Raw genomic sequence first — 25,556 nt, forward strand, 5'->3', positions numbered from 1 at the left:
AGCCACGTGTGCGCCGACGCGCCCCCTGTCGTGGCGAATGCGGCCCAGGCTCATTTCACGTGGCGGCGTGATCGCCTCCGGCATCCTCGCGCATTCTCCCAAGCGGCTGCCGACGCGCGATGAAACAGGCCGGGCAAGACGTCGTCCAGGAAGCGATCCGGGAACCCGGCAGCACCCTCCTGGACGCGATCATCGTCGGCGGCGGCCCGGCCGGCCTGACCGCGGCGATCTACCTGCTGCGCACGCACCGCGCCTGCCTGGTGCTGGACACGCGCCGCAGCCGCGCGGCGTGGATTCCCGAGAGCAACAACTGCCCCGGCTTCCCGCAGGGCGTTTCCGGACCGGCGCTGCTGGAAAGGATGCGCCGGCAGGCGGAGGAGTTCGGCGCCGAATTCGTCGAGGCGGAAGCGACACGGCTGGCCCGGGAGGACGACACGTTCCGGGTGGGCGTGCGCGATGGACGGACATGGCGCGCGCGCAAGGTGATCCTCGCCACCGGCGTGGTGGACCGGCTGCCGGACGCGCCGTGGACCGCCGCGGCGATCGCCCGCGGCGCGATGCGGCTGTGCTCGATCTGCGATGCCTACGAGGCCACCGACGCCGACATCGGCGTGTACGGCCCGTCCGCATCGATCGTCGGGCATGGGCGCTTCCTGCGCACGTATTCGGCGCGGGTGACGCTGCTGCCGACCGACGAACCCGATGCCGGGGCGCGTGCCGCCGCCGCTGCCGATGCGCTTTCCTGGCTGCCGCCCGGCGGCGACCTGCGCTTCGACGGCGCGCGCTGTGGTTATGCCGCGCCTGCGGGCAGGCTCCACGTCTTCGACACCGTCTATCCGTTCCTCGGTTGCGACACCCGGGTGGAACTGGCCTGCCAGGTCGGCGCCGAACTTTCCGCGAACGGCGAACTGCCGGTGGATCGGCAGCAGATGACGCAGGTGCCGGGGCTGTACGCGATCGGCGATGTCGTGAGCGGGCTCAACCAGATCTCGGTCGCGGTGGGGCAGGCGGCCATCGCCGCCACGCATGCGCATGCGCAGCTTCCGCATGCGCCCAGGCGCGCCGCGGCGCCATAGGCACAGCAAAGGAAACGCCCTAGAAAGTCACCTTCACCGACGGCGCGCTGCGGTTGGCCGGGCCGTGGTACACCGCCTCGATGTTGTTGCCGTCCGGATCCAGCACGAAGGCGGCGTAGTAGCCGGGATGGTAGGGTCGCTGGCCCGGCGCGCCGTTGTCCTTGCCGCCGTGCGCCTGCGCGGCCTTGTGGAAGGCCTCGACCATCGCCTTGTCGCGGGCCTGGAAGGCCAGGTGGTGGCGGCCAGTCAGTTCGCCCTGCGCGGCCTGGCTGGCGGCGGTGGAGACGAAGAGCTCGTCGGCCCAGAAATAGTCGTCGCCTTCGCCGGCCAGCGGGATCTCCAGCGCCTCGAACACCGCCCCGTAGAACGCGCGGCTGGCGGCGAGATCGCGCACCACCAGCTGGATGTGATCGATCAGCCGCCCGCGGTGCAGTTCCTGCGTTTCCATCGTTCGCTCCTTGTCGAAGGGGGAAGTACCGGCGCGTTTTACCATCGCGCCGGCGGGCTTTCTTCACCCCGGCCTGATGTTCCTGACGTCGTAACGGCCGTTGCGGACCGTGCGAGCGTCGCGAGTCCCGCCAGGCCCGGCGCCGCAGGCTGTCAGCAGTCCTCGTCCAGCCCGGCGGCATGGCGCAGGCCGCGCGCCAGGTGCGCGCGGAAGCGCGGATCATCGTAGATCGCCGCATCGTGGCCCAGGCCGGTATACCAGCTGCGGCCGCCGTCCCAGGCGTGGCACCAGGCGATGGGATGATCGTGGCCCATCGTGCCGCCCTCGTAGTCGCGCTCGTCCACCGTGGCGATGACGCGCACGCGCGGGCGCGGGTTGTCGCGGTAGTCGTAGAGCTCGTCGGTGACCGTCCACGCGGGCGTACGCCCGTCCTCGAACCTCACCCGCGCGGTCTGCAATCCCGGCGGGTGGCTGCGGAACCACGCGCCGACCAGACCGCCGTACCACGGCCAGCCGTACTCGGTATCGGCGGCCGCGTGCACGCCGACGAAGCCGCCGCCGGCGCGGACGAACTGCTCCAGCGCGCGCTGCTGGGCGGCGTCCAGCACGTCGCCGGTGGTGCTGGCGAACACCACCGCGCGATAGCGCGCCAGCCGTTCGGGCGCGAATACCGCGGCGTCCTCGGTGTGGTCGGCGTGCAGCGACTGCTGCGCGGCCAGCGCCTCCAGCGTCGCCACCGCCTTCGGGATCGAATCGTGGCGGAAGCCCGCGGTGCGGGTGAAGATCAGGATGCGCGCGGTGTCGTCGGCCACCGGCGCCGGCGGCGGTGCGGATGCGGCCGGCGCGCGCAGTGGCAGCGCCAGGGCGCAGAGCAGGGCGGCGGCCAAGGGTGTCTTGAGGTCCATGCGCGCACCGTAGCGCGATCGGCCGGCGCGGGCTTGTGCGCCGCAGCGGCGGGCACGGCTTTTATAATCGCCGCGTATCCCTACGGAAGCCGCCATGACCACCCGCCACGATCCTTCCCGCAGCATCCGCGCGCCGCGCGGCAACCAGTTGTCCTGCAAGTCCTGGCTGTCCGAGGCGGCCTACCGGATGATCCAGAACAACCTGGATGCCGAGGTGGCCGAGAGCCCCGCCGACCTGGTGGTCTACGGCGGCATCGGCCGCGCCGCGCGCGACTGGGAGAGCTACGACGCCATCCTGGCCTCGCTGCGCGCGCTGGAGGACGACCAGACCCTGCTGGTGCAGTCGGGCAAGCCGGTCGGCATCTTCCCCACCCACGCCGACGCGCCGCGCGTGCTGATCGCCAACTCCAACCTGGTGCCGCACTGGGCGACCTGGGAGCACTTCAACGAACTGGATCGCAAGGGCCTGATGATGTACGGCCAGATGACCGCCGGCAGCTGGATCTACATCGGCAGCCAGGGCATCGTGCAGGGCACCTACGAGACCTTCGTGGAGATGGGCCGCCAGCACTACGGCGGCAGCCTGAAGGGGCGCTGGATCCTCACCGCCGGCCTCGGCGGCATGGGCGGCGCGCAGCCGCTGGCCGCCTCGCTGGCCGGCGCGTGCAGCCTCAACATCGAGTGCAGGCAGAGCAGCATCGACTTCCGCCTGCGCACCCGCTACGTGGACGAGCAGGCCGCCGATCTCGACGACGCGCTGGCGCGCATCGACAGGTACACGAAGGCGGGCGAAGCCAAGTCCATCGCCCTGCTCGGCAACGCGGCAGAAATCCTGCCCGAGCTGGTCAGGCGCGGCGTGCGCCCGGACTGCGTCACCGACCAGACCAGCGCGCACGACCCGGTGCACGGCTACCTGCCGATCGGCTGGACGGTGGAGCAGTGGCTGGCCGCGCAGAAGAGCGAACCGGAGAAGGTGCGCGACGCCGCCAAGAAGTCGATGCGCGTGCACGTGGAGGCGATGCTGGCCTTCCACGCGCGCGGCATCCCGACCGTGGACTACGGCAACAACATCCGCCAGATGGCCAAGGACGAGGGCTGCGCCAATGCCTTCGACTTCCCCGGCTTCGTGCCGGCCTACGTGCGCCCGCTGTTCTGCCGCGGCATCGGCCCGTTCCGCTGGGTGGCGCTGAGCGGCGATCCGGAGGACATCTACAGGACCGACGCCAAGGTCAAGGAACTGATCCCGGACGACGAACACCTGCACCGCTGGCTGGACATGGCGCGCGAGCGCATCAGCTTCCAGGGCCTGCCGGCGCGCATCTGCTGGGTCGGCCTGGGCCTGCGCCACAAGCTGGGGCTGGCGTTCAACGAGATGGTGCGCAGCGGCGAGCTGAAGGCGCCGATCGTCATCGGCCGCGACCACCTCGACAGCGGCAGCGTCGCCTCGCCCAACCGCGAGACCGAGTCGATGAAGGACGGCAGCGACGCGGTCAGCGACTGGCCGCTGCTCAACGCGATGCTCAACGTCGCCGGCGGCGCCACCTGGGTGTCGCTGCACCACGGTGGCGGCGTCGGCATGGGCTATTCGCAGCACTCGGGCGTGGTCATCGTCTGCGACGGCAGCGAGGCGGCGGACAAGCGCATCGCGCGGGTGCTGTGGAACGATCCCGGCACCGGCGTGATGCGCCATGCCGATGCCGGCTACGAGGTCGCGCAACAATGCGCACGGGAGCAGGGCCTGAAGCTGCCGATGGCAGGCTGAAGATTGGCATTGCGGGCCGCCGCGTTGCCGCGGCGGCCTTGAACGGGACGAACTGCGCGCGCTATCGGTGCAGTTCGACCACCGGCGCGAAGCCGCCGTAGATCAGCCGCTTGCCGTCGAAGGGCATCGGGTTGTTTTCCGGGCTCAGGCGCGGATCCTCCATCGCCTTGGCCATGCCGGCGTCGCGGGTGGCCTTGTCGGGCCATTCGATCCACGAGAACACCACCGTCTCGTCCTCCTTGGCCTGCACGGCGCGGCGGAAGTCGGTCAGCGTGCCGTCGGGCACGTCGTCGCCCCAGCATTCCAGGATGCGGGTGGCGCCATGATCCAGGAACACCGAGTCGCCGCTGTTGGCGTGGGCGATGAACTTCTCCTTGTTGGCGGTCGGCACGGCGGCCACGAAACCATCGATGTACGGCATGGGAATCTCCTGAAGGGGGATGACGCCGGAAGGGCGCCTTCATTGCTGCGACGGACGGGCAGGGCGGAAATCGACACGGTGGCGCGCACCGCGTCGTTTCCGCAACCCGCGCGGATCAGGGCGTGCGGCGTTCGGGTTCTCCGGGCGTATCGCCGGGCAGCTCGACCGGGTCGCGCGGGCGGTCCGGCATCGGGTCGATCGGGCGGTCGGGGACCGGATCGATGGGCTGGTCGGGCGTGGGATCGTAGGCGGGGTGGGGGATTTCACCGGGGCCCGGTTGCGGTCTGGGGTTGTGCTGCATGGCCTCGTTCTCGGTGTGCCGGAGTTCCAGCATCCGCCCGCCCTCATCAACCGGCCGTGACGGAACGCCCGCCGTCGATTGACGCGGCGGCGACGCGGCGTGGCGTAGGGTGCGGCCGTCGAGGCGAAGGAGAACGACGTGATCGAACCGATCCAGGCGCCGCCCTACCTGGCGGCCTTCCGCTTTTCCGGCCGGCTGGACGGCGAGGACTACGACGCCTGCATCGCGCAGATCGAATCGCGCCTGCGCGAATACCCGCGCATCGCCGTCTACGCCGACCTCGCCGGCATGACCGGGGTGAGCCTGGAAGCGATAGGCAAGGACTTCCAGTACGCGTTCGGGAAGCTGGGTGAGTATTCGCGCTTCGCGCGCGCCGCATTCGTGACCGACCAGCCCTGGCTGGGGCAGGTCGGCGAACTGGCCGGCCGCTTGCTGCCGCGCACGGAGGTGCGCGCCTTCGCGCCGGGCGAGGAGGCCGCGGCGATGGCGTGGGCGGCCGACTTCGACGCGGACGCAGCCGGCGGCGGCGAAGACCCGGCTGCACGTCCCCCGGAGCCGTGATGACGACCGAAATCCAGATGCTGGCCTGGGCCGTGGCGCTGGGACTGGCCCACATCCTGCTGGCCGCCGGCGCGGCGACCGCGCAGCGCGGCCTGCGCTGGAACGCGGGCAACCGCGAGGCGGCGCTGCCGCCGCTGGCCGGCATGGCCGGGCGGCTGGAACGGGCGCAGCGCAACTTCCTGGAAACCTTCCCATTGTTCGCCGCGGTGGCGCTGGCGGTGGTGGTGGCCGGCCGCGCCGACGCGCACACCGCACTCGGCGCGCAGATCTATTTCTGGGCACGGCTGGCCTACCTGCCGATCTACGCCATCGGAATCCCGTACCTGCGATCGCTGGTCTGGGCGATCTCGGCCTGGGGCCTGATCCAGGTGGGCTGCGGCCTGTTCTAGCGGCGCGGTTCATCGCCGATTCCGCCGTTGCGGCGGCGCAAGCCGTAGACTGGGCGCACGTTCTTCGAGTTGCGCGACGACATGCACCGCATCCTTCCCTGGCTGCTGCCGGCCCTGTGCCTGATGCTGGCGGCCTGCCGCCCGTCCGCGCCCGCGCCGGTGGAGGCCGACGCGCCCAAGGTCGAGACCACCAGCAGCGAGGACAACGGCGCCATCAGCAGCGGCCGCACCGAACCGGCGCCGCGCAAGGTGGACCTTTCCAGGACCACCGACTGGCCGCCGGTCAGCATGACGCCCGGGGTGGCGCACGTCAGTTGCGAGGTGGACTACGCCGAGCACGGCGACGGCGAGGCGCTGGACAGCCTGGAGTTCCTGAAACTGGCCGATCTGGTCAAGCCGTGCCAGGACAAGGGCGTGCTGCGCCTGCGCTACACCGGCAAGATCAACGCCGAGTTCACCGCGCTGATGGAGCGCCTGTCCAACATCGCCAGCCGGATGGAAATCCGCAACCGCGTGCTCGACATCGATTCCAGCGGCGGCCAGGTCGAGAACGCCATCCGCGCCGGCGACATCATCGGCGCCAGCCAGTGGACGCTGTGGGTGCGCGACGACGCCATCTGCCACAGTTCCTGCCTGCTGATCCTGGCCGCCGGCGACAACCGGCTGATCGCCGGCCGGGTCGGCATCCACCGCATGATGCGGATCAATTCCACCGCCTCCACGCGGGCCGAACTGAGCCAGGAACTGCGCGAGGTCTACACCCAGCTGAAGGACTACCTGGAGCGCAACGGCGCGGCGGTGACGGTGGCCGACCTGATGATGACCGTGCCCAACCGCAAGCTGCGCCTGCTCACCGCCGCCGAACTGCAGGAATACGGCCTGCAGGGCGCCAACGCGGTGCAGGACGATCTCGATCGCATCCAGCTCACCCGCCGCTGCGGCGAGGGCTTCGTGCGCCGCAAGGACGATTTCCAACTCGCCTTCGACAGCCAGTGCGCGCTCGCCTCCTCGGGGTTGGACGACATCCAGAACTGCGGGCTGGCGCTGCGCGAGCGCTTCGGCTTCCCCGACGTGCAGTGCCCGGACGACAGCCCGATGGCCGAGTTCGACGTCGGCCTGGCGATGGGCGAAGCGGCCCCGGTGGCCCTGCCGGGCGGCAGCGGCCAGCCGGCGCCCTGATTGCCGCGGGCGCCTCTCCCCGCCGTTCGCAGTACGGATGCGGGACGGAGGAAGCCTGGTCAGCGTCCCCCGCCGCCTCCGCCACCCCCGCCGCCGCCTGAGAACCCGCCGCCGCCGGCGCCCGAACCGCTGCCCGGCGGCTGGGTGGAAGCGGCGATCTGCGAGGTCAGGCTGCTGCCGAGGGTCTTGCTGAGGTTGCCGAGATCGACCACGCCGCCGCCGCGGTACCAGCCGATGCCGGCGCTGGCCGCCGCCGCCGCCGCCGCGCCCACCGCCGCGGTGAACTTCCGGGTCCAGGCGTCCTCCACGTCCAGCGCGACGGCGTAGGGCAGCAGCTGCTCGTAGCGCCGGGCGTCGAGCATGGGCGGCGCCTGCGGGCCTTCCAGCCGTTTCAGTTCGTCGCGCTCGGCCACGCCCAGGTACAGGCGCAGCCCCTCGATCTCGTCCAGCAGCCTGCGCCCGGCCGGGGTCGGCGCGCGCACCAGCAGGGCGAAGACCACCACCGTCGCGGCCATCGCCACGGCAATGCCGATCATGATGGGGACGCCACCGCCGCCGCTGGCGAGGAAGGCGGCCAGCAGGCTGCCCGCGGCGATCAGCGCCGCCGCCAGCACGCTGCCGCCGTGGCGGTTGAAGTAGGCCGGGATGAAGTGTTGCTCCAGCGCGCGCAGGTGCGCCTGCCGCACCGCGGCCAAGTGCGCGGCGTTGCCGCTGCCCAGCACCAGCCGCGGATCGTCGCCGCCGGTGAACAGCTTGGACATCAGCAGCTTCTGCTCGCCGGGTTCGGGCACCACGCCGGGCGCGTGGGTCTTCTCCAGCACCCATTCGTCCTTGAGCAGGCCCTTGTTGCGGTGGATGCGCAGGTTGCCCGACACCGCCAGCGCCAGCAGGTCGGCGGTGAGGCAGCGCGCGTCGCCGTACATCCGGCGCATGTAGCGCAGTCCGGCCGGCGAGAAGCCCTGCGGCGGCTCGTAGCGGGCGACGATGGCGCGCGCCGGCGGGTCGCGGCCGACCGCCCGCCAGCGCAGGATGCAGAAGGCCAGCAGCACCAGCAGGCCGGCCAGCGCGATCAGGATGCCGCGGTTGTCCTTGAGCAGCCAGAACAGCTGCTGGCGGCGGGTCGGTTCGGCCACGATGCCCTTGGGGAAGGACAGGGTCACGGTCATGCCGTGCCGCGGCGGCAGCGGCCGGGTCAGTCGCCAGCGCGCCAGGCCGGGCTCGGGGAAGCTGAAGGAATAGTCGGTCTCGCGCCGGCCGTAGGCGCCGGTGTAGGCGTCGGCGCTCATGGACGAGGCCGGCACCGGCCGCGGCAGGCGGATCTGCACGCTGGCCTTCTCGATGTCGAACACCCAGCCGTGGCCGATGGCGTTCCAGTACAGCTCGTCGTGCCGCTCGAAGAAGCCGACCTGGCGGTTGACGCGGTAGCGCAGCGTGTAGGCGTAGTCGGCCGGCACCGGCAGCAGGTCGTCGTTGCCGGTGTTGACGACCACCCCGTTGCTGCGGCGCTCGGTGAACCACGGTTCCGGGAGGCCGTCGCGCAGCACCTCCACCACCCGGAAATCGATGATCACGCGGTTGCCGCGGCTGTCCAGGTAGCGGGTGGGGAACTCGCGGTAGAGGCCGCGCCGGATCCGGTCGCCCTCGGCGCGCACGACGATGCGCTCGGTCACGTCCATGTGGCCGTCGGCGTGCAGCTCGACCAGGCTGTCGTAGGACAGGATGCGCTCCTGCGCCTGCGCCGCCGGCGGCAACCCGGCCAGCAGTGGCAGCAGCGCCAGTGCCTGGAACAGGCGGCGCATGGCGTTGCGCGCGCTCATCGCGCCGGCTCCACCGCCAGCGCCGCGCGCTGCCCCTCGCCGGCCTGGAAGAAGCCGGCCGGTGCGAACGCGCCGATGCGCGCGACGATTGCATCGGGTATGCGTTCGCGCGCGGTGTTGTAGTCGCGCACCGCGCCGTTGTAGAAGCGCCGCGCGTATTGCAGGGTGTCCTCGACGGCGACCAGGTCGCGCTGCAACTGCGCGAAGTTGCCGCTGGCCTTCAGCTCGGGATAGGCCTCCTGCAGGGCGAACACGCGGCCGAGCGCGCGCTCCAGCGCCGATTCGACCTCGCCCAGTTCGGCCGGCGCGCGCAGCGCCAGCGCGCGTTCGCGCAGTTGCGTGGCCGCCTCCAGGGTGGCGCGCTCGTGCGCGGCGTAGGCGCGGACCGCCTCGACCAGCCGCGGCACCAGGTCGTGGCGGCGCTGCAACTGCACGTCGATGTCGGCCCAGCCGGTGCGTACCTGGTTGCGCAGCCGCACCAGCCGGTTGTAGGCCGTCAGCGCCCACGCCAGGGCCAGCGCCAGGATGACCGCCGATGCCATTGCCGCCATGCCGAACCTCCACCGCCCCGGCCGGCATTATCAACACGGCCGGCGCCGGCTTGGCAACGGTGGCGGGGCGCCGCGCTAGCTAGCCGGCCACCACGACGATCTGCACGTCCTGCAGGGTCACGGTCTGGCCGGCGCGCACCTTGCGGGTCTTGCGCAGCTCCTGTTCGCCGTCCACCGAGACCTCGCCGGCGGCGACCCGCGCCTTGCCGGCGCCGCCGCTGTCGACGATGCCGGTGGCCTTGAGCAACTGGTGCAGTTCGATGTAGTCGCCTTCCAGCTGGAATTCGAGGGTCTGCATGCGGGCGATTCTAGCGCGGCGGCGTGAGGCCGCCGTCATTCGCGCTCGAAGCGGGCGATCTCGTCCAGCACGGCGCGGCCGCGGCGGATGCCTTCGCTCTCCTGCCAGCCCGCGCCGGCTGCCGGGCGGCGCACGCTGCGCCAGTAAACGAAGGCCACGGTGCCCAGGAAGCCGGCGATGCCGATGAAGAAGCCCCAGGCGATCCAGGCCGGCGTGCCGGCGGCGGGATCGACGTCGCCCAGCCCGGCGAAGCCGATGACCACCAGCAGCCACATGATCCACCACGGCGCGCCGCAGACCATCGCGTTGGCGGCATGGAAGCGCCGCAGCAGGGCGAAGCGCTTCTGGATCCTCAGCACCGGCGCGGTGTAGTCCATGCTGCCGATCAGGCTCATGGTGATGAAGGCCATCACCATCGTGATCACGCCGAAGGCGTGCAGGGCGATGCCGGTGGCGAACAGGCCGGGCACGTCGGCGTTGCGACCCCAGCAGGCCAGGCCCAGCGCCAGCAGGCCGGCGCCGAGGACGGCCTGCAGCGCCTGTCCCCAGAACAGCGGGCGCACGCTGGCGCGCACCCTGTCCAGCTTGCGGTCGCGCAGCAGCTGCCACTGGATGGCTTCCTGCCGCTCCAGCCGTTCGCCCAGCGCCTGCCAGGCGGATTTCAGATCGTCGAGTTCCATGGGTGCGTTCCCGTCGGTGGTTTCGTGGTCAGAGTTCGGTGCGGACGCGCTGCTTGAGGCGGCTGATCTTGGTCGCCACGTTGGTCTCGCTCAGGCCCAGCACGTCGGCCATCTCGCGGTAGCTGTGGTCTTCCAGGTAGAGCAGCAGCAGGGCACGGTCCAGCGGCGGCTGCGCATGGATGAAGCGGTACAGCAGGTCCACCTGCTGGCGGGTCTCGTGGTCGTGCGCGTGCGGATCGGCGATGTCGTGGCGGGCGTCGTCCCAGGATTCGGGCTGCGCGCCGCGGGTGGCGCTGCGCACGTGCGAGATCGCCACGTTCAGCGCGATCCGGTACATCCAGGTGGAGAACGGCCGCTGCGGGTCGTATCTGGGGTAGGCGTGCCACAGCTGCGCGGCGATCTCCTGCGCCAGGTCGGCGCGATCGTCGGGATTGCCGGCGTAGGTCGCGGCGACCTTGACGACGATGCCGCGGTGCTGCTGCAGGCGCCGGGCGAAGTCCTGGCGGTCGTCGAGGCTCATGCTGGCGGTGTCTTCCATCATCGCGCTGGGCTGCCGATTGTGCGTATGCCGGGGTGATTCGCGCCGGGGGGAAGAAAATCACGGCCCCGGCACCCTGGCCGGGCCGCCGCAGGCCCGGCCGCGCCGGCCTCGACGCGACAGCGACGGCGCGACGGCGCACAATACGCCGCCTGCGTGCGCACTCCGCGACGCCCCCGGAGTTCCCCCATGCCAGAAGAAACCTCGCCCGCCTCGACGCTGCTGTTCGCCGATCTGGGCCTGTCCGCGCCGGTGATGGCGGCCGTGGCCGAGGTCGGCTACGAGTCGCCCTCGCCGATCCAGGCCGCCACCATCCCCGCGCTGCTGGCCGGCCGCGACGTGCTCGGCACCGCGCAGACCGGCACCGGCAAGACCGCCGCCTTCGCCCTGCCGCTGCTGTCGCGGCTGGACCTGGACGCGTCCCGGCCGCAGGTGCTGGTGCTGGCGCCCACCCGCGAGCTGGCCATCCAGGTGGCCGAGGCGTTCCAGCGCTACGCGGCGAGGATCCCCGGCTTCCACGTGCTGCCGATCTACGGCGGGCAGAGCTACTACCCGCAGCTGCAGGCGCTCAAGCGCGGCGTGCACGTCATCGTCGGCACGCCCGGCCGCGTCATCGATCACCTGGAGCGCGGCTCGCTGGATTTGTCCGGGCTGACCACGCTGGTGCTGGACGAGGCCGACGAGATGCTGCGCATGGGCTTCATCGACGACGTCGAGACGGTGTTGAAGAAGACCCCGGAGACGCGCCAGGTGGCGCTGTTCTCGGCGACCATGCCGGCGCAGATCCGCCGCATCGCCCAGACCTACCTGAAGGATCCGGCCGAGGTCACCATCGCGGCCAAGACCACCACCTCGGCCAACATCCGCCAGCGCTACTGGTTCGTCAGCGGCATGCACAAGCTCGACGCGCTGACCCGCATCCTCGAGGCCGAGCCGTTCGACGCGATGATCATCTTCTCGCGCACCAAGGCGGCCACCGAGGAGCTGGCCGAGAAGCTGCAGGCGCGCGGGCTGGCGGCGGCGGCGATCAACGGCGACATGCAGCAGGCCCAGCGCGAGAAGACCATCGGCCAGCTCAAGGACGGCAAGCTCGACGTGCTGGTGGCCACCGACGTGGCCGCGCGCGGGCTGGACGTGGAGCGCATCAGCCACGTGCTGAACTACGACATCCCCTACGACACCGAGAGCTACGTCCACCGCATCGGCCGCACCGGCCGCGCCGGCCGCAGCGGCGAGGCGATCCTGTTCGTCACCCCGCGCGAAAAGGGCATGCTGCGCGCGATCGAGCGCGCCACCCGCCAGCCGATCCAGGAGATGCAGCTGCCCAGCGTCGAGGCGGTCAACGACCGTCGCGTGTCGAAGTTCCTCGGCCGCATCACCGACACTCTGGCCAGCGGCGAGGCTGGCCAGTACCGCGCGCTGATCGAGGCCTACGAGCAGGAGCACAACGTGCCGGCGGTGGAGATCGCCGCCGCGCTGGCGCGGCTGCTGCAGGGCGACACGCCGCTGCTGCTGGCGGCGGATCGCCCGCGCGAGCGCCGCGAGGCGGTTGGGCGGGAACATCCGGCTCCGGCGCGCGCCGACCGGCCCGCGCGCGCCGAAAGGCCGCGCCGCGAGGAAGGCTTCGCGCCGCGGGATCGCGATGTCGAACGCCATGCCCATGCGCGCACCGAGGCCGAACCGCCGGACGGCGGCCGCAAGCGCTTCGACAAGCCGCCGCGCGGCGAGCCCGAGGTCGGCATGGAGAGCTACCGCATCGAGGTCGGCCACCAGCACGGCGTCAAGCCGGCGAATATCGTAGGCGCCATCGCCAACGAGGCCGGGCTGGAGAGCCGCTACATCGGCCGCATCGACATCCACGACGATCACACCGTGCTGGACCTGCCCGAAGGCATGCCGCGCGAACTGCTGGCCCACCTGAAGAAGGTCTGGGTATCGGGCCAGCAGCTGCGCATCCACCGGCTGGGCGAGGGCGAGGCCGGCGACGCCGCGCCGCGCCGCTTCAAGCCAGGCGGCAAGCCCGGTGGCAAGCCCGCAGGCGGCAAGCCCGCAGGCGGCAAGCCGGGCTTCAAGCCGCGCGCGCCGCACGGCCCGGGCAAACCACGCCGCTGAGCCCGTGGACCCGACCACCGAAATCCCCGGACCGACCAGAGGTCGGCCCGGGCGTTGACCTGCGGCCCATTGATTAACAATATAGCTAAATATGTAATTAACAAACCAACCCAATCGTAAGGAGCTGCGATGATGCCGGACCTTCTTCTCCACCTGGGCTATGGGCTGTACCTGGGCATCTCCCTCGCGATGACGATCTGGGTGGCCACCACGCTGTCGCGCAACGGCGAGGTGTTCCTGATCCAGTGCTTCGGGCAGGACACCACGCTGGCCAGGTCCACCAACCACCTGCTGGTGGTGGGCTTCTACCTGATCAACATCGGCTTCATCGCGCTGCGGCTGGACGGCTGGGACATGGACAAGGCGATCGTTTCGCTGGTGCCCTACGTGGGCAGCAAGATCGGCCTGTCGGTGCTGGTGCTGGGCGGCATGCACTTCTTCAACATGCTGCTGATTTCCCGCTACGGACGCACCGTGGCCGGCTGGGCGCGCGGCCAGCAGGCCGGCCACGGCGCGATGCCTCCGCCGTTGCCGCCGCAGGGGCAGTGACGCTGCGGCCGCCACGCCCGCCGCGGGGCGGCGCCTGCATGTCTGTCGGGGCCAGGTTCCCGATGGGATCGGTCGGGTTGCGTTAGTATCCAAGACAGCCGGTCTTTCCACGGCGGCGGCGAAGGGTCGCCACCGCGATCGCCGGACCGGAAACCGCATCAACCGCCCATGAGTACCGACAAGATCTTTGAAGCCCTGGCCTCGGCTCCACGCCGGCAAATCCTGGCCTATCTGTCCGAACAGGAACTGCCGGCGGGGGACATCGCGGCGCGTTTTGAAATGAGCGCGCCCGCGGTTTCGCGCCACCTGGCGGTGCTGGAAAACGCCGGGCTGGTGATTGGCGAGCGTCGCGGCCAGTTCGTCGTCTACCGCCTGGTTCCCGACAGCCTGGTCAACACGCTCACCCAGTTCGCATTCGAGATCTGCCCGGTGGGCGGCCCGCTCAAGCGGGAATCGCGGCGTGCCCGCAAGGCCGGCGCAGGCTAGCATTCCAGGCGCCGGTGAAGAATCCCGCATCCGGGCCGATAATCCGATGCAGGACAGGACCGCCCGCCGCTGCCGGCGCGGCGGACGACGCCGGGGGGCGTCGCCGGGACTGCTCCAACAGGGGGACGAGGTGGCATCAGCAGGCGATAGCCGGCGCGCCGAACGGCGAACGGCCAGAATCGACAAACTGTCTCGGCGGGTGGGACTGTTCCTGCTCGTATGCGCCCTGGGCGCGCTGATGACCGTGGCGGTGCTGGAGATACAGGCCAGCGCGACCGCCTACATCGTCGGCGAGAACCACTGGTCCAAGGCCCAGCAGCGCGCGCTGCACGACCTGGATCGCTACCTCGTCGACGACGATGCGGTCGCGCTGGCGCGTGCCCGCGAGGCCCTGCGCGTCCCGCTGGGCGATCGCCAGGCGCGGCTGGCGCTGGAGCGGGATCCCGTCGACACGGCCGCGGCGCGGGCGGGCTTCCTGCAGGGCGGCAATGCACCGGGCGACATCGAACGCCTGATCTGGATGCACCGGCTGTTCGCGCGCGCGCCCTATTTCAGCGAGGCGATCGAGCAATGGCGGCTCGCCGACCGGGTCATCCTGGAGATGGCCGCGCTGATCGATCGCATCGAGGAGGACAGCCGCCTGCACCGGCTCACCGCCGCGCGCCGCGACGAGTACCGCGCGGCGCTGCGGCGGATCGAGGGGCAGTCGCACGGCAGCGCGTTCCTGGAGCCGCTGGTCGAGGGCACGCATCGCCTGCGCCAGGGACTGGTGGCGCTGAGCCTGACCGTCTTCGTGATGATGACGATGTACGCGCTGATGCTGATGCGCAGGACGCTGCGCCACGTGCGCGAGACCGAGAGCGAGTTCCGCGTCGCGTTCAGCCAGGCCGTGGTCGGCATGCTCAAGCTCGATCGCGAGGGCCGGCTGCGCCGCGTCAACGAGGCGTTCGCGCGGCTGCTCGGCTACCGGCCCGACCAGTTGCTGGCGCTGCGCCTGGCCGATCTGCTGCATCCCGACGATCTCTGCCTGGACGGGCAGGGCGACATCGACTGGATACGCATGTGCGAGCCCGGCGATCGCCGCCTGCGCCACCGCGATGGCGGCCTGCTGTGGGTGCGCTGGACGGCGTCGATGATCGTCGACGTGCGCCCCGGCAGCGATCGCATCTTCGTCGTGGTGGAGGACGTCTCGCAGGCGCGCGAACTGGCCGACGAGATTGCCCACCAGGCCAGCCACGACGAACTGACCGGGCTGATCAACCGCCGCGAGATCGAGCGGCGGCTGGTGCAGGCCATCCATGCGGTCCATCGCGGCGCCGGGCCGCATGCGCTGTGCTTCGTCGATCTCGACCAGTTCAAGGTGCTCAACGACACCTGCGGCCATGCCGCCGGCGACCATTTCCTGCGCGAGTTCTCCGCCACCCTCGACAAGCAGTTGCGCGACGGCGACTGGGTGGGGCGGCTGGGTGGCGACGAATTCGCGATTTTCCTGCAAGGCGCGGGGCTGGACGATGCCGAGCGCGCGGCGCAGCGCCTGCACGCCATCCTGGGCGAGTCGACCTTCCACTGGGGCGGGCGCCGTTTCCCGCTGGGCTGCAGCATCGGCGTGGCCGAGATCAACGTCGATGCGGTCGATACCGACAGCCTGCTGCGCGCCGCCGACACCGCCTGCTACCTGGCCAAGGAGGAGGGGCGCAACCGCGTGCGCTGCTACCGCGACGCCGATCGCGCCATCGCGCGCCGGCGCAACGAACTGGAATGGGTGGCGCAGACGCAGCTGGCGATAGCCGAGGACCGGTTGCTGCTCTATGCCCAGCGGATCCAGTCGCTGCGCGGCGAGAACCGGTTGCAGTACGAGATCCTGGTGCGCCTGGCCGGCGAGGAAGGGCAGGTGGTCCCGCCCGGCTTCTTCCTGCCGGCGATGGAGCGCTACGGCCAGGCGCCGGCGCTGGATCGCCACGTGCTGGCCTCGGTGCTGGCGCAGATCGGCGGCCAGCACGACCATCTGGCCGATCTGGACCTGTGCCACATCAACCTGTCGGCGCAGTCCATCGCCGATCCCGCCTTCCGCGAGCACGCCTGCGAGATGCTGGATGCGCGGCCGGCGCTGGCGCGCAGGATCTGCTTCGAGATCACCGAGACCGCGGTCATCGCCAACCTGGCCGATGCGCGCGTGTTCATCGACCAGATGCGCGCGCGCGGCTGCCGCATCGCGCTGGACGATTTCGGCAGCGGCCTGTCCTCGTTCGGCTACCTGAAGAGCCTGCCGGTGGACATCCTCAAGATCGACGGCGCGTTCGTGCGCGACCTGGACAAGGACGACGTCGACCTGGCGCTGGTGCGCTCGATGGTCCAGGTCGGCCGCGCGCTGGGCAAGACCACCATCGCCGAATGGGTGGAGACCGAGGCGGCGATGGCCCGGCTGGCCGAGGTCGGCGTCGACTACGTGCAGGGCTACGCGCTGCACGCGCCCTGTCCGCTGGCCGAATTGATCGGCGCATGGGCGCCGGTGGCGGCGGGGGCAGCGGAGGACAGGGCGGGATCGCCGATAATGTCGGCATGACCACCCGCCTCAACAAGCACATCGCCGAAACCGGACACTGCTCGCGCCGCGAGGCCGACCGCCTGATCGCCGAGCGCCGCGTCACCGTCAACGGGCAGCCGGCCGGGGTCGGCGCGGTGGTCGGCGAGGGCGACGAGGTGCGCGTGGACGGCCAGCCGCTGCGCAAGCGCGAAGCCAGGCCCGGCAAGCGCCGGCACGTCTACATCGCGCTCAATAAGCCGGTCGGCGTCACCTGCACCACCGAGCAGGCAGTCAAGGGCAACATCGTCGACTTCGTCGGCCACGAGCAGCGCATCTTCCCGATCGGCCGGCTGGACAAGGACTCCGAGGGGCTGATCCTGCTGACCAGCAACGGCGACATCGTCAACCGGATCCTGCGCGCCGAGAACCGCCACGAGAAGGAGTACCTGGTCGCGGTCAACAAGCCGGTCACCGACGAGTTCCTGCGCGGCATGGCGCGCGGCGTGCGCGTGCACGGGCAGACGACGCTGCCGTGCCGGACCCGGCGCATCGCCAGGTTCGGCTTCGGCATCGTGCTGACGCAGGGGCTCAACCGGCAGATCCGGCTGATGGCCGCCGCGTTCGACTACCGCGTCACCCAGCTGCGGCGCGTGCGCATCGACAACGTGCGCCTGGGCGACCTCAAGCCGGGACGCTGGCGCAACCTGACCGACCAGGAGCTGCGCGGCCTGCTGCCGCAGCAGGAGGAATGGTAGCCGTGCGCATCCGCCCTGCCTGCGTGTAACCTGTCGCGGCGCAGCGCGCGCCGGAGCCGGTTGATTCCGATCAAGGCCGGCATGGCCGGCGCGGGCTAGTTTCCATCATGGCGATATGGTCGCCGTACCAGTTCCCCGGAGGACGACACGATGAAGATTCTGTTGGCGGTCGATGGCAGCGACATCGGCATGGCGGCCGTGCGCTACGTGGTGGCGCTGAGCAAGTCGCTCAAGGACGCACCGAAGCTGACCCTGCTGTACGTGGACCTGCCGCTGTTCAAGCAGGCCGCCGCCGCGCTGGGCAGCGAAGGGGTGGCGCGCTACCACGCCGAGAACGGCGACTATGCGCTGAAGAAGGCCCGCACCGCGCTCAAGCGCGCGCGCCTGTCGTTCGAGGAGTGCATCGAGGTCGGCGAGATCGCCGAGACCATCGTCAAGCAGGCGCAGTCCGGCAAGGCCGACCTGATCGTGATGGGGTCGCACGGCCGCGGCGCGCTGAAGAGCCTGTTCATCGGTTCGGTCGCGCAGAAGGTGGTCGGCACCAGCCCGATCCCGGTGGTCATCGCGCGCTGAGGAGCGGGCATCGCGGCCGCGCTCAGTCGACCACGCCCTTGGCTTCCGAGGTGCCCAGCACCTCGGGATGGTGCACGCCGCCGCGCGGCCGGCGGCGATCCAGCAGCGGCTGCACGAACACCGCGGCCAGGATGATCGCCACGCCGGCGTAGAACAGCGGGGTCAGTTCGCGCTGCTCGCCCAGCAGCAGCATCGCCAGCACGATTGCGTAGACCGGTTCCAGGTTGGTGATCAGCTGCACCTGGTAGGCGCTGAGATGGCGCAAGGCCACCAGCGACAGCGCGAACGGCAGCAGCGTGCACAGCAGCGCCAGGCCCAGCAGCAGGGCGCCGTTCCTGGCGTCCGGCAGCACCCACAGCTCGCCGGCGAAGGCCGGGAACAGCAGCGGCATCGCCGGCGCCAGCAGGGTCAGCAGCAGGGTGCCGGCGCCCAGTTCCAGCGCGGTGACGGTCAGCGGGTCGCCGTGCTCGACCAACCGCTTGTTGAGCGAGCCGAACAGCGCCACGAACAGCGCCGACAGCGCGCCGACGACGACGCCGGCGCGCATGCCGTCCGGCACGCCGCCGACCACCAGCGCCACGCCCGGCAGCACCGCCAGGCCGAAGGCCAGTTCGCGCGCGGAGAACGGCCGCCGCACCAGCCAAGGCTCGACCACCGCGGTGAACACCGGCGCCAGCGCGATGCAGGTGGCGGCGACCGAGGCGTTGGCCAGCTTGATCGCGCCGTAGAAGGTCAGCCAGTGCAGCGCCACCAGCGCGCCGATGCCGGCGTAGGCCAGCGCCAGCCGCGGCGGCATCGCGCGCAGCCCGCGCCACACCGAAGGCAGCAGCGCCAGCGTCGCCACCACCAGCAGCATGCGCCACCACACCAGCGGCAGCGCCGGCAGCGTGATCAGCTTGCCGAGGATGGCGGTGAAGCCCCACAGCAGGACGCAGAAGTGGATTTGCAGCAGGGCCTTGCGGGAGGGAGTCATCGGCATGGCGGTATTGTCGCGCATGCTCCCTTGGCGGTACATGAGGACGGGGGTGAACCGCCGGCGTGCCGGGCGCCGCGTGGCGTCGGGTGTGGACGGCGCCGGGAAGGCATGCGATGTTCGCGCGCCATGCCCGATTGCCTGCGGAAGAGCGGATGATTCCATCGATGGACGCGGCCGGCGCGCAGCGCCCCTTCGATCGCCGCGACGGCAAGACGCTGGCGCTGTCCGCGCTGGGCGGCGCGCTGGAGTTCTACGACTTCGTGGTGTTCGTGTTCTTCACCCGGACCCTGAGCCTGCTGTTCTTCCCGGCCGGGACCGAGCCGTGGCTGGCGCAGTTGCAGGTCTACGGCATCTTCGCCGCCGGCTACCTGGCGCGGCCGCTGGGCGGCATCGTGATGGCGCATTTCGGCGATCTCGTCGGCCGCAAGCGCATGTTCACCTTCAGCGTGTTCCTGATGTCGGTGCCGACCCTGCTGATCGGCATGCTGCCGACCCATGCGCAGATCGGCATGCTGGCGCCGGTGCTGCTGCTGGCGCTGCGCATCGTGCAGGGCATCGCGGTTGGCGGCGAGGTGCCCGGCGCGTGGGTGTTCGTCGCCGAGCACGTGCCGCCGCGGCGGATCGGCTTCGCCTGCGCCAGCCTGACCGCGGGTCTGACCTTCGGCATCCTGATCGGCTCGCTGCTGGCGGCCTGGATCAACGGCCACTACAGCCAGGCGCAGGTGCTCGACGGGGTATGGCGCTGGCCGTTCCTGATCGGCGGCGCGTTCGGCTTCTTCGCCGTCTACCTGCGGCGCTGGCTGCACGAGACGCCGGTGTTCGCCGAGATGCGCGAGCGCAAGGCGCTGTCGCGGCGGCTGCCGGTGCGCGAGGTGCTGGCCCACCACCGCGGTGCGGTGGCGCTGTCGATGCTGGCGTCGTGGCAGCTCACCGCCGCCATCGTCGTGGTCGTGCTGATGACGCCGACGCTGATCCAGGCCGCGTTCGACGTGCCGGCGGCGCTGGCGTTCCAGGGCAACAGCATCGCCACCGGCTGCCTGGTCGCCGGCTGCCTGGCGTTCGGGCTGGCGGTGGATCGCTTCGGCGCGGCCAACGCGCTGCTGGCCGGATCGCTGGGCCTGGCCCTGTGCACGCAGGCGCTGTACGCCTGCCTGGCCGCGGGCGAACCGCAATGGTTCCTACCGCTGTACGCACTGGCCGGTTTCTTCTGCGGCGTGGTCGGAGTGGTGCCGGCGCTGATGGTGAGGTCGTTCCCGCCGGCGATCCGGTTCTCAGGGTTGTCGTTCTCCTACAACATCGCCTACGCGGTGTTCGGCGGGCTGACGCCGCCGCTGCTGGGCTGGCTGGCGCCGGCGCTGGGCGGCGCGGCGCCGGCGCACTACGTCACGCTGACGGCGCTGGTCAGCATCGGCGTCGCGATCTACCTGAAGGTGGCGCGGCATCCGGCGCGCTGACCGGCCACACCGCGGAGACGGGCAGGATGGAAGTCGATGCGCACCGGGCGTGGCGTGGTCTTCGTGCCGTTCAGGTGACTTCCGCGAGCTCGCGCACCAGCGCCATCGCCGCCGCCGGATTGCGCTCCTTCGCCGCGCTGATGAAGTAGACGAACACCTCGCGCGGCGCGCCGTTGGCCTGCGCTGCACCGACGTGCGGGAGTTCCGGCGGATCCTCGCCGCTGGCCCAGCGCCGCGCGCATCCGGCCCAGCGCGCGAGATCCTGCGGCGCATAGCCGGTGGCGATGCCCGGTTGCGAGCGCATCAGCCGGGCATAGATGAAATCGCCGGTGACGTCGGCGAAGGAAGGGTGCTCTTCCGAATCGGTGAACACCGCGGCCATGCGGTGGCGGCGCAGCATCCGCACCAGGTCCGCATCGACCAGCGCGGGATCGCGCAGTTCCAGCGCATGCCGCAGCCTCAGATCTCCGTGCGCGGCCGGCAGCGCGCCGATGAATCCTTCCAGTTCGTCCCGCGCGATGCGCTGGCCCTTCTCGAACTGCCACACCAGCGGGCCGAGCCGGTCGCCCAGTTCGGCGATGCCGCCGACGAAATCCTCGACCTGCGAGCGTACCGAGGCCAGCGAGCGCGACTGCATGATCCGCTTCGGCGCCTTGGCCGAGAACACGAAGCCTTCCGGCGTCTCGTCGCGCCACTTCGCGTACGTGGCCGGCTTCTGCGCGCCGTACCAGGTGCCGTTGATCTCGATGGCGGTCAGCTGGCGGCTGGCGTACTCCAGCTCGCGCCGCTGCGGCAGGCCGGCCGGATAGAAATTGTCGCGCCAGGGCGCGAAGGTCCAGCCGCCGACGCCCACACGGATGCGCCGCAGCGCGGCCAGCGCGTGGTCGGCGGTGGCTTCGATGGGCGCATCGCCCTTGATCGTGGCCGCGCCGAACAGATCGCCGCTGCCGGTACCGCCATCGTTACTGCGCTTTCCACGGGTCATAGCTGCCGAACCACCACAGGTGTCCTTCCAGGTCGCGGCAAGAATACCCGCGTCCGCCGTAGCCCTGGTCGGCGATGTCCTGCACGATGGTTGCGCCGGCCGCCTTGGCGCGCGCGTAGTGCGCGTCGGTGTCGCCGACGATGACGCAGGGACTTTGCGTCTGGCGCAGGCCGATGTCGGCCGGCTGCACGATCTGCTCGCCCCATTCACCCCCGGCCTCGGCCGAGCCGAGCATGATCATGCCGTTGCCGAAGGTGAGCTGGGCGTGGTGGACGACGTCTCCCTCGGCGTACACCGCGTGGCGCTCGAAGCCGAAGGCATCGCACAGCCATTCGATCGCCACGTGCGCGTTGCGGTAGCGCAGGCAGGGGATGATGGTGGAGGTGGTGTCGGCGGCAAGCTTCATCGCGGCGAGGGGCTGGGACGGAATCGCAAAATATTCGGCGGCGGGGGTTCGGGCGATGTGAAGCCGGCATCCGGGAGCGGGAGGCGCCGGCGCCGCGCTACCATCGGCGGCAGACCATCCCTGGGAGACGACGATGCCGTGGACCACGCCCGACCTGTGCGACGCGCATCCGCAGCTGGCGGTGGCCGAGCCGCTGCTGCGCAGCTTCGGCGGACGGACCGCGTTCTGCGGCCGCATCGCCACCGTGCGCTGCCACGAGGACAATTCCCGCGTGCGCGAACTGGCCGGAATGCCCGGCGACGGCCGGGTGATGGTGGTCGACGGTGGCGGTTCGCTGAAGCGCGCGCTGCTCGGCGATCAGATCGCGGCCAGCGCGGTGAAGAACGGCTGGGCCGGCTTCGTCATCCACGGTTGCGTGCGCGACGTCGAGGCGCTGGCGGCGCTGCCGCTGGGCGTGCACGCGCTGGCCGCCTGCCCGATGAAGACCGAGAAGCGCGGGCTGGGCGAGGCGGACGTGACAGTGGCCTTCGCCGGCGTGGTGTTCGCGCCGGGGCAGTGGCTGTATGCGGACGGCAACGGCATCGTGGTGTCGCAGGAGGCGTTGCCGGTGTCGTGACCGATGCTTTCCCTTCCCCCGCAAGCGGAGGAAGGGAAACCTCCGCTTACCGGATCGGCTCGTCCAGCATCAGCTGGCGCACGAAGCGCACCGGCGGCGCGCCGTAGGACAGCACGCGGTCGTGGTAGGCCTTGAGGTTGAAGTCCGCGCCCTGCTTCTCCTCCACCGCCTTGCGCATGTCGAAGTGTTCCTGCGCGCCGACGAAGTAGGTCGGCAACTGCGCCGAGGTCAGCTGCGCGCGCGTCCACTTGCCGGCCGCCTCGCGCTCCTGCTGGAAGGTCTGCCGCACCATCAGGTCCATCGCCTGATCGCGCGTCCAGTTGTCCACGTGCACGCCCTGGTCGAGGATCGCGTTGGCGACCGCGCGCAGGTAGAACTTCAGCTGTACCAGCTCGAACAGCGGATCCCGGTCCAGGTAGCCGGCGTCGGTCATCATCTTCTCGGTGTACACCGCCCAGCCCTCGGCGAACATGCCCGAGCGCAGCACCGCGCGCAGCGTCGAGGGGAACTTGGCCGAGTGCCAGCCTTCCAGGTAGTGGCCCGGCGTGCCCTCGTGGATCGACAGCAGGTGGATCATGCGGCTGTTGTACTCGCGCAGGAACGAATCGACCTGCTGCGCGTTCCAGTCGTCGGGAATCGGCGAGACCGCGTAGAAGGTCTCCAGGCCCTTGTCCAGCGGGCCGGGCGAATCGCAATAGGCCACCGCCACGCCGCGCTGGAACTCCGGCATCAGGATGATCTTCACCGGCGCGTCGGGCAGGGTGACCAGATCGTTCTCGCGCACGAACTCGGTGGCGTGCGCCAGCGCCGCCTCGGCGTCGGCGACGACCTTGTCGCGCGCGGGCTTCTCGGCGTAGGCCAGTTCCAGCGCCGCCTCGATGGCGGCCTGCTGCTGTCCCGGCGTCGGCGCATCGGGCAGCGCCGGCGCGCCGGGGCGATCGGCCAGCACGCCGCGGGCGATGCCGTACATCTTCTCGCGCACGCGGGCGATCTCGGCCTCGGCGCGCTGCTTGATGTCGGCGCGCGACAGCGACGACAGCAGCGCGAACTGCAATTTCTGGTCGTACAGTTCGGCGCCGATGCGGTAGTCGCCCTTGGCGTTGGGCACCAGGGTCTTGTCCAGCCACGCCTGGTGCTCGGCCACGGCGGTCTTGAGCCCGGCGATGGCGGCCTCGGCCTGCTGGCGGTCGGCCTCGGGCAGTTCGCCCAGGTTCGGCGCGATGAAGGTCTCGACGATGCTCAGGATGCCGGCGTTCTGCCGGGCCACGGTCTCGGCGTGCACCTTCGGCACGCGCGCCGGATCCAGGTTCTCGCGCGCCTGCGCCAGCAGCGCCGGCAGCTTCTGCATGCGCGCGGTGGCCGAGCGCAGGCGATCGGGCAGCGGCGCGAACTCGCGCGCCATCAGCCCGTACAGCGCGCCGCCGGCCAGGCCGCTGTAGTACTGCGGATCCCAGGCCCACGATTGCAGCGTCTCTGCGGTCCACAGGTCGTAGCGCAACTGGTTGCGCAGGATCGCCGCGTCGACCTGGTTCTCGCGCGACAGCTGCGCGGCGTCGAGCTTGTCCAGATCGGCCAGGATCCGTTGCGCGAATTCCACGCCCTTCTGCAGGCCGGCGGCGCTGAGATCGTCGATCTCGCCGTCGTAGCGGTGCTCGCCGATCTGGGTGGCGCCGATCGGCGACAGCTGCAGCGAGCCTTCCAGCGCGCGCCTGGACAGGTCGGCGAACTGCGCGTCGGCGGCGCTGGCGGCCTGCGATGCGGCGTTGCCGGAAGCGGCCGGCGGGGTCGGGCCGTCGGCCTTCTGGCAGGCGGCGAGCGAGGTCAGCAGGGCGAGGGCGAGCAGGCTGTGGCGCATGGGATTCTCGTTGCTGTGCAGCAATGAAGGGGCGCCAAGCTTAGGCGCAAGCCGGTCGCCGCGCATCTGCCATTGGATTATTCTTGGCCGGCATTCCGAGGGAGACGCGACATGAAGCATGAGGGAAGCTGTCACTGCGGCCGCATCGCGTTCGAGGTCGAGGGCGACATCGACGAGGTCTACGACTGCAACTGCTCGATGTGCAGGCGCCGCGGCGGCCTGCTGTGGTTCGCGCCGCACGCCGCGTTCACGCTGAAGACGCCGGAGGCGGACGTGGCGACCTACACCTTCAACCGGCACGGCATCCAGCATCATTTCTGCGCCCAGTGCGGCATCGCGCCCTACAGCGAGGGCCAGCACCCGCAGGGCGGGAAGATGGCGGCGATCAACGTGCGCTGCCTGCCCGCGCTGGATCTGGCGCAGCTGAAGATCACGCAGATCGACGGAGCGAGCTTCTGAACGCATCGACCCCGGACCCGCACGCGCGAGGCAGCAGGATGGGCACATGGAAGCGGGCGATGGCGGCGCTGCTGCTGGCGGGATTGCTACCGGCCTGCGCGAAGCACGGACAGGGCCATTCCGGCGCGGCCGCCGCCGCCGACGCATCGCTCGCGTCGCCGGAAGGCGCCTTCCTGGCCTACGAGCACGACGTGCACATCGCGCTGGCGGCCGCGCAGATCCCGCAGCGGCTGCGCGCGGCGCAGGAAAGCTGCGCGCGCGGCCAGTTCGGCGATTGCAGCGTGCTGGGCGTCAGCCAGCAGGGCGGCGATCACCCGAGCGCCCGCCTGATCGTGCGGATCGCGCCGGCCGGGGTGGAACCGCTGATCGCCCAGGCCAGCGCCGGCGCCGAGATCGGCAGCCGCAACACCCACGCCGAGGATCTGGCGCAGGCGGTGCGCGACAACGACCTGCTGCGCTCGCGGCTGGAGAAGGAACAGGCGCGGCTGCTCGAGTTCCAGCAGCGTCGCGACCTGACGGTGGCCGACATGATCGCGCTGTCGCAGCAGCTGGCGCAGGTCGAGGCGCAGTTGCAGGGCGCGCAGCAGGAGGCGGCGCAGCATCGCCGGCGCATCGACACCCAGCGGCTGACGCTGCATTTCCAGCCGCCCGGCGGGCAGAGCGGCCGCGGCGAGATCCGCCAGGCCGTGCGCGACTTCGTCGCCACCCTGTCCATCGGCACCGCCTGGACCATCCGCGCGATCGCGTTCCTGCTGCCGCTGCTGGCGGTGTTCGCGATCGCGCTGACGGCATGGCGACGGCTGCGCCGCCGCAGGTCCTAGGGCGTGCCATGCACTTTCCCGCAGGCCTGGGCCATTGCGATGCGGTGTAGCGGGTCATG

General features: G+C 70.8%; 27 protein-coding genes and 2 pseudogenes. 16 read left to right on the forward strand and 13 right to left on the reverse strand.

Annotated elements, in window-relative coordinates; all coding sequences use genetic code 11:
- Window positions 1-119 precede the first annotated feature (119 nt).
- Window positions 120-1,076, forward strand: coding sequence for an NAD(P)/FAD-dependent oxidoreductase (locus AAG688_RS05530; protein WP_411834361.1), 957 nt, complete (start codon window positions 120-122; stop codon window positions 1,074-1,076).
- A gap of 19 nt (window positions 1,077-1,095) precedes the next feature.
- On the opposite strand, the gene AAG688_RS05535 is transcribed toward AAG688_RS05530, so the two are convergent.
- Window positions 1,096-1,524, reverse strand: a complete 429-nt coding sequence (locus tag AAG688_RS05535) for a VOC family protein (RefSeq protein WP_411834362.1) — start codon at window positions 1,522-1,524, stop codon at window positions 1,096-1,098.
- 152 nt (window positions 1,525-1,676) lie between these two features.
- Complete coding sequence (locus tag AAG688_RS05540; RefSeq protein WP_411834363.1) at window positions 1,677-2,429, reverse strand: ThuA domain-containing protein; 753 nt, start codon at window positions 2,427-2,429, stop codon at window positions 1,677-1,679.
- A gap of 94 nt (window positions 2,430-2,523) precedes the next feature.
- On the opposite strand from AAG688_RS05540, the gene hutU reads away from it, so the two are divergent.
- Complete coding sequence (gene hutU / locus AAG688_RS05545) at window positions 2,524-4,191, forward strand: urocanate hydratase (protein ID WP_411834364.1); 1,668 nt, start codon at window positions 2,524-2,526, stop codon at window positions 4,189-4,191.
- A gap of 61 nt (window positions 4,192-4,252) precedes the next feature.
- On the opposite strand, the gene AAG688_RS05550 is transcribed toward hutU, so the two are convergent.
- Complete coding sequence (locus tag AAG688_RS05550) at window positions 4,253-4,612, reverse strand: DUF1428 domain-containing protein (protein WP_411834365.1); 360 nt, start codon at window positions 4,610-4,612, stop codon at window positions 4,253-4,255.
- A 115-nt stretch (window positions 4,613-4,727) separates the two neighbouring features.
- Window positions 4,728-4,946, reverse strand: coding sequence for a hypothetical protein (locus tag AAG688_RS05555; RefSeq protein ID WP_411834366.1), 219 nt, complete (start codon window positions 4,944-4,946; stop codon window positions 4,728-4,730).
- A gap of 105 nt (window positions 4,947-5,051) precedes the next feature.
- Here AAG688_RS05555 and AAG688_RS05560 point away from each other — a divergent pair, with 105 nt between their 5' ends.
- The 3 genes from AAG688_RS05560 to AAG688_RS05570 all read left to right on the forward strand — a co-directional run bounded on the left by AAG688_RS05560 (window position 5,052) and on the right by AAG688_RS05570 (window position 7,042).
- The gene (locus AAG688_RS05560) at window positions 5,052-5,474 is read left to right on the forward strand and encodes an STAS/SEC14 domain-containing protein (protein WP_411834367.1); all 423 of its coding nucleotides are present in this window, start codon (window positions 5,052-5,054) and stop codon (window positions 5,472-5,474) included.
- The gene (locus AAG688_RS05565; RefSeq protein ID WP_411834368.1) at window positions 5,474-5,863 is read left to right on the forward strand and encodes an MAPEG family protein; all 390 of its coding nucleotides are present in this window, start codon (window positions 5,474-5,476) and stop codon (window positions 5,861-5,863) included. Before AAG688_RS05560 ends, AAG688_RS05565 begins: the two co-directional genes overlap by 1 nt.
- 81 nt (window positions 5,864-5,944) lie before the next feature.
- Window positions 5,945-7,042: a hypothetical protein gene (locus AAG688_RS05570; RefSeq protein ID WP_411834369.1), complete on the forward strand. Its 1,098-nt coding sequence runs from the start codon at window positions 5,945-5,947 to the stop codon at window positions 7,040-7,042.
- A gap of 59 nt (window positions 7,043-7,101) precedes the next feature.
- Here the strand turns inward: AAG688_RS05570 and AAG688_RS05575 are convergent, their stop codons facing one another.
- From AAG688_RS05575 to AAG688_RS05595, 5 genes are all read right to left on the reverse strand, one after another.
- Window positions 7,102-8,859: a DUF2207 domain-containing protein gene (locus tag AAG688_RS05575; protein ID WP_411834370.1), complete on the reverse strand. Its 1,758-nt coding sequence runs from the start codon at window positions 8,857-8,859 to the stop codon at window positions 7,102-7,104.
- The gene (locus tag AAG688_RS05580) at window positions 8,856-9,410 is read right to left on the reverse strand and encodes a LemA family protein (RefSeq protein WP_411834371.1); all 555 of its coding nucleotides are present in this window, start codon (window positions 9,408-9,410) and stop codon (window positions 8,856-8,858) included. Before AAG688_RS05580 ends, AAG688_RS05575 begins: the two co-directional genes overlap by 4 nt.
- A 79-nt stretch (window positions 9,411-9,489) precedes the next feature.
- Complete coding sequence (locus AAG688_RS05585; RefSeq protein WP_411834372.1) at window positions 9,490-9,708, reverse strand: RNA-binding S4 domain-containing protein; 219 nt, start codon at window positions 9,706-9,708, stop codon at window positions 9,490-9,492.
- A 35-nt stretch (window positions 9,709-9,743) separates the two neighbouring features.
- Window positions 9,744-10,388, reverse strand: coding sequence for a hypothetical protein (locus AAG688_RS05590; RefSeq protein ID WP_411834373.1), 645 nt, complete (start codon window positions 10,386-10,388; stop codon window positions 9,744-9,746).
- Window positions 10,389-10,416: 28 nt separating this feature from the next.
- Window positions 10,417-10,908, reverse strand: a complete 492-nt coding sequence (locus AAG688_RS05595; protein ID WP_411834945.1) for an RNA polymerase sigma factor — start codon at window positions 10,906-10,908, stop codon at window positions 10,417-10,419.
- 207 nt (window positions 10,909-11,115) lie between these two features.
- On the opposite strand from AAG688_RS05595, the pseudogene AAG688_RS05600 reads away from it, so the two are divergent.
- The 7 genes and pseudogenes from AAG688_RS05600 to AAG688_RS05630 form a co-directional block, all read left to right on the forward strand.
- A pseudogene (locus AAG688_RS05600) lies at window positions 11,116-12,442 on the forward strand (DEAD/DEAH box helicase); the annotation flags it as partial.
- A gap of 194 nt (window positions 12,443-12,636) precedes the next feature.
- A pseudogene (locus AAG688_RS05605) lies at window positions 12,637-13,038 on the forward strand (DbpA RNA binding domain-containing protein); the annotation flags it as partial.
- Window positions 13,039-13,167: 129 nt separating this feature from the next.
- Window positions 13,168-13,587, forward strand: a complete 420-nt coding sequence (locus AAG688_RS05610) for a hypothetical protein (protein WP_411834374.1) — start codon at window positions 13,168-13,170, stop codon at window positions 13,585-13,587.
- A 168-nt stretch (window positions 13,588-13,755) separates the two neighbouring features.
- On the forward strand, window positions 13,756-14,073 hold the full coding sequence (locus AAG688_RS05615; protein WP_411834375.1) for an ArsR/SmtB family transcription factor: 318 nt from the start codon (window positions 13,756-13,758) through the stop codon (window positions 14,071-14,073).
- 199 nt (window positions 14,074-14,272) lie between these two features.
- A complete protein-coding gene (locus AAG688_RS05620; RefSeq protein ID WP_411834376.1) occupies window positions 14,273-16,636 on the forward strand; it encodes a putative bifunctional diguanylate cyclase/phosphodiesterase in 2,364 nt (787 codons plus the stop codon).
- Window positions 16,633-17,352: a pseudouridine synthase gene (locus tag AAG688_RS05625; protein WP_411834377.1), complete on the forward strand. Its 720-nt coding sequence runs from the start codon at window positions 16,633-16,635 to the stop codon at window positions 17,350-17,352. The genes AAG688_RS05620 and AAG688_RS05625 overlap by 4 nt, the downstream gene beginning before the upstream one ends.
- 150 nt (window positions 17,353-17,502) lie before the next feature.
- Window positions 17,503-17,925, forward strand: a complete 423-nt coding sequence (locus tag AAG688_RS05630; RefSeq protein ID WP_411834378.1) for a universal stress protein — start codon at window positions 17,503-17,505, stop codon at window positions 17,923-17,925.
- Between the two features lie 22 nt (window positions 17,926-17,947).
- Here the strand turns inward: AAG688_RS05630 and AAG688_RS05635 are convergent, their stop codons facing one another.
- The gene (locus AAG688_RS05635) at window positions 17,948-18,904 is read right to left on the reverse strand and encodes a DMT family transporter (RefSeq protein ID WP_411834379.1); all 957 of its coding nucleotides are present in this window, start codon (window positions 18,902-18,904) and stop codon (window positions 17,948-17,950) included.
- A gap of 149 nt (window positions 18,905-19,053) precedes the next feature.
- Here AAG688_RS05635 and AAG688_RS05640 point away from each other — a divergent pair, with 149 nt between their 5' ends.
- The gene (locus tag AAG688_RS05640; protein WP_411834380.1) at window positions 19,054-20,355 is read left to right on the forward strand and encodes an MFS transporter; all 1,302 of its coding nucleotides are present in this window, start codon (window positions 19,054-19,056) and stop codon (window positions 20,353-20,355) included.
- 70 nt (window positions 20,356-20,425) lie between these two features.
- Here the strand turns inward: AAG688_RS05640 and AAG688_RS05645 are convergent, their stop codons facing one another.
- Complete coding sequence (locus AAG688_RS05645) at window positions 20,426-21,340, reverse strand: DUF72 domain-containing protein (protein WP_411834381.1); 915 nt, start codon at window positions 21,338-21,340, stop codon at window positions 20,426-20,428.
- On the reverse strand, window positions 21,318-21,746 hold the full coding sequence (locus tag AAG688_RS05650; RefSeq protein WP_411834382.1) for a VOC family protein: 429 nt from the start codon (window positions 21,744-21,746) through the stop codon (window positions 21,318-21,320). The genes AAG688_RS05645 and AAG688_RS05650 overlap by 23 nt, the downstream gene beginning before the upstream one ends.
- Before the next feature lie 133 nt (window positions 21,747-21,879).
- Between AAG688_RS05650 and rraA the strand changes: the two genes are divergently transcribed.
- Complete coding sequence (rraA, locus tag AAG688_RS05655; protein WP_411834383.1) at window positions 21,880-22,362, forward strand: ribonuclease E activity regulator RraA; 483 nt, start codon at window positions 21,880-21,882, stop codon at window positions 22,360-22,362.
- Between the two features lie 46 nt (window positions 22,363-22,408).
- Here the strand turns inward: rraA and AAG688_RS05660 are convergent, their stop codons facing one another.
- The gene (locus tag AAG688_RS05660) at window positions 22,409-24,217 is read right to left on the reverse strand and encodes a DUF885 domain-containing protein (RefSeq protein WP_411834385.1); all 1,809 of its coding nucleotides are present in this window, start codon (window positions 24,215-24,217) and stop codon (window positions 22,409-22,411) included.
- A 111-nt stretch (window positions 24,218-24,328) separates the two neighbouring features.
- On the opposite strand from AAG688_RS05660, the gene AAG688_RS05665 reads away from it, so the two are divergent.
- Complete coding sequence (locus AAG688_RS05665; protein ID WP_411834386.1) at window positions 24,329-24,676, forward strand: GFA family protein; 348 nt, start codon at window positions 24,329-24,331, stop codon at window positions 24,674-24,676.
- Window positions 24,677-24,735: 59 nt separating this feature from the next.
- Window positions 24,736-25,497 carry a DUF4349 domain-containing protein gene (locus AAG688_RS05670; protein WP_411834387.1) on the forward strand — a complete coding sequence of 254 codons (762 nt, stop codon included), beginning with the start codon at window positions 24,736-24,738 and terminating at the stop codon, window positions 25,495-25,497.
- Window positions 25,498-25,556 lie beyond the last annotated feature (59 nt).

This window comes from Pseudoxanthomonas mexicana (assembly GCF_046736355.1).
Lineage (GTDB): Bacteria > Pseudomonadota > Gammaproteobacteria > Xanthomonadales > Xanthomonadaceae > Pseudoxanthomonas_A > Pseudoxanthomonas_A mexicana_B.

Excerpts from the sequence above, each read along its gene's own strand:
- AAG688_RS05585 (WP_411834372.1), bottom strand. The coding sequence starts at position 9,708 with ATGCAGACCCTCGAATTCCAGCTGGAAGGCGACTACATCGAACTGCAC.
- AAG688_RS05590 (WP_411834373.1), bottom strand. The coding sequence starts at position 10,388 with ATGGAACTCGACGATCTGAAATCCGCCTGGCAGGCGCTGGGCGAACGG.
- AAG688_RS05540 (WP_411834363.1), bottom strand. The coding sequence starts at position 2,429 with ATGGACCTCAAGACACCCTTGGCCGCCGCCCTGCTCTGCGCCCTGGCG.
- AAG688_RS05615 (WP_411834375.1), top strand. The coding sequence starts at position 13,756 with ATGAGTACCGACAAGATCTTTGAAGCCCTGGCCTCGGCTCCACGCCGG.
- AAG688_RS05535 (WP_411834362.1), bottom strand. The coding sequence starts at position 1,524 with ATGGAAACGCAGGAACTGCACCGCGGGCGGCTGATCGATCACATCCAG.
- AAG688_RS05630 (WP_411834378.1), top strand. The coding sequence starts at position 17,503 with ATGAAGATTCTGTTGGCGGTCGATGGCAGCGACATCGGCATGGCGGCC.
- AAG688_RS05565 (WP_411834368.1), top strand. The coding sequence starts at position 5,474 with ATGACGACCGAAATCCAGATGCTGGCCTGGGCCGTGGCGCTGGGACTG.
- hutU (WP_411834364.1), top strand. The coding sequence starts at position 2,524 with ATGACCACCCGCCACGATCCTTCCCGCAGCATCCGCGCGCCGCGCGGC.
- AAG688_RS05550 (WP_411834365.1), bottom strand. The coding sequence starts at position 4,612 with ATGCCGTACATCGATGGTTTCGTGGCCGCCGTGCCGACCGCCAACAAG.
- AAG688_RS05670 (WP_411834387.1), top strand. The coding sequence starts at position 24,736 with ATGGCGGCGCTGCTGCTGGCGGGATTGCTACCGGCCTGCGCGAAGCAC.
- AAG688_RS05580 (WP_411834371.1), bottom strand. The coding sequence starts at position 9,410 with ATGGCGGCAATGGCATCGGCGGTCATCCTGGCGCTGGCCCTGGCGTGG.
- AAG688_RS05665 (WP_411834386.1), top strand. The coding sequence starts at position 24,329 with ATGAAGCATGAGGGAAGCTGTCACTGCGGCCGCATCGCGTTCGAGGTC.
- AAG688_RS05645 (WP_411834381.1), bottom strand. The coding sequence starts at position 21,340 with ATGACCCGTGGAAAGCGCAGTAACGATGGCGGTACCGGCAGCGGCGAT.
- AAG688_RS05595 (WP_411834945.1), bottom strand. The coding sequence starts at position 10,908 with ATGAGCCTCGACGACCGCCAGGACTTCGCCCGGCGCCTGCAGCAGCAC.
- AAG688_RS05575 (WP_411834370.1), bottom strand. The coding sequence starts at position 8,859 with ATGAGCGCGCGCAACGCCATGCGCCGCCTGTTCCAGGCACTGGCGCTG.
- AAG688_RS05570 (WP_411834369.1), top strand. The coding sequence starts at position 5,945 with ATGCACCGCATCCTTCCCTGGCTGCTGCCGGCCCTGTGCCTGATGCTG.
- rraA (WP_411834383.1), top strand. The coding sequence starts at position 21,880 with ATGCCGTGGACCACGCCCGACCTGTGCGACGCGCATCCGCAGCTGGCG.
- AAG688_RS05530 (WP_411834361.1), top strand. The coding sequence starts at position 120 with ATGAAACAGGCCGGGCAAGACGTCGTCCAGGAAGCGATCCGGGAACCC.
- AAG688_RS05625 (WP_411834377.1), top strand. The coding sequence starts at position 16,633 with ATGACCACCCGCCTCAACAAGCACATCGCCGAAACCGGACACTGCTCG.
- AAG688_RS05555 (WP_411834366.1), bottom strand. The coding sequence starts at position 4,946 with ATGCTGGAACTCCGGCACACCGAGAACGAGGCCATGCAGCACAACCCC.
- AAG688_RS05650 (WP_411834382.1), bottom strand. The coding sequence starts at position 21,746 with ATGAAGCTTGCCGCCGACACCACCTCCACCATCATCCCCTGCCTGCGC.
- AAG688_RS05635 (WP_411834379.1), bottom strand. The coding sequence starts at position 18,904 with ATGCCGATGACTCCCTCCCGCAAGGCCCTGCTGCAAATCCACTTCTGC.
- AAG688_RS05640 (WP_411834380.1), top strand. The coding sequence starts at position 19,054 with ATGATTCCATCGATGGACGCGGCCGGCGCGCAGCGCCCCTTCGATCGC.
- AAG688_RS05610 (WP_411834374.1), top strand. The coding sequence starts at position 13,168 with ATGATGCCGGACCTTCTTCTCCACCTGGGCTATGGGCTGTACCTGGGC.
- AAG688_RS05660 (WP_411834385.1), bottom strand. The coding sequence starts at position 24,217 with ATGCGCCACAGCCTGCTCGCCCTCGCCCTGCTGACCTCGCTCGCCGCC.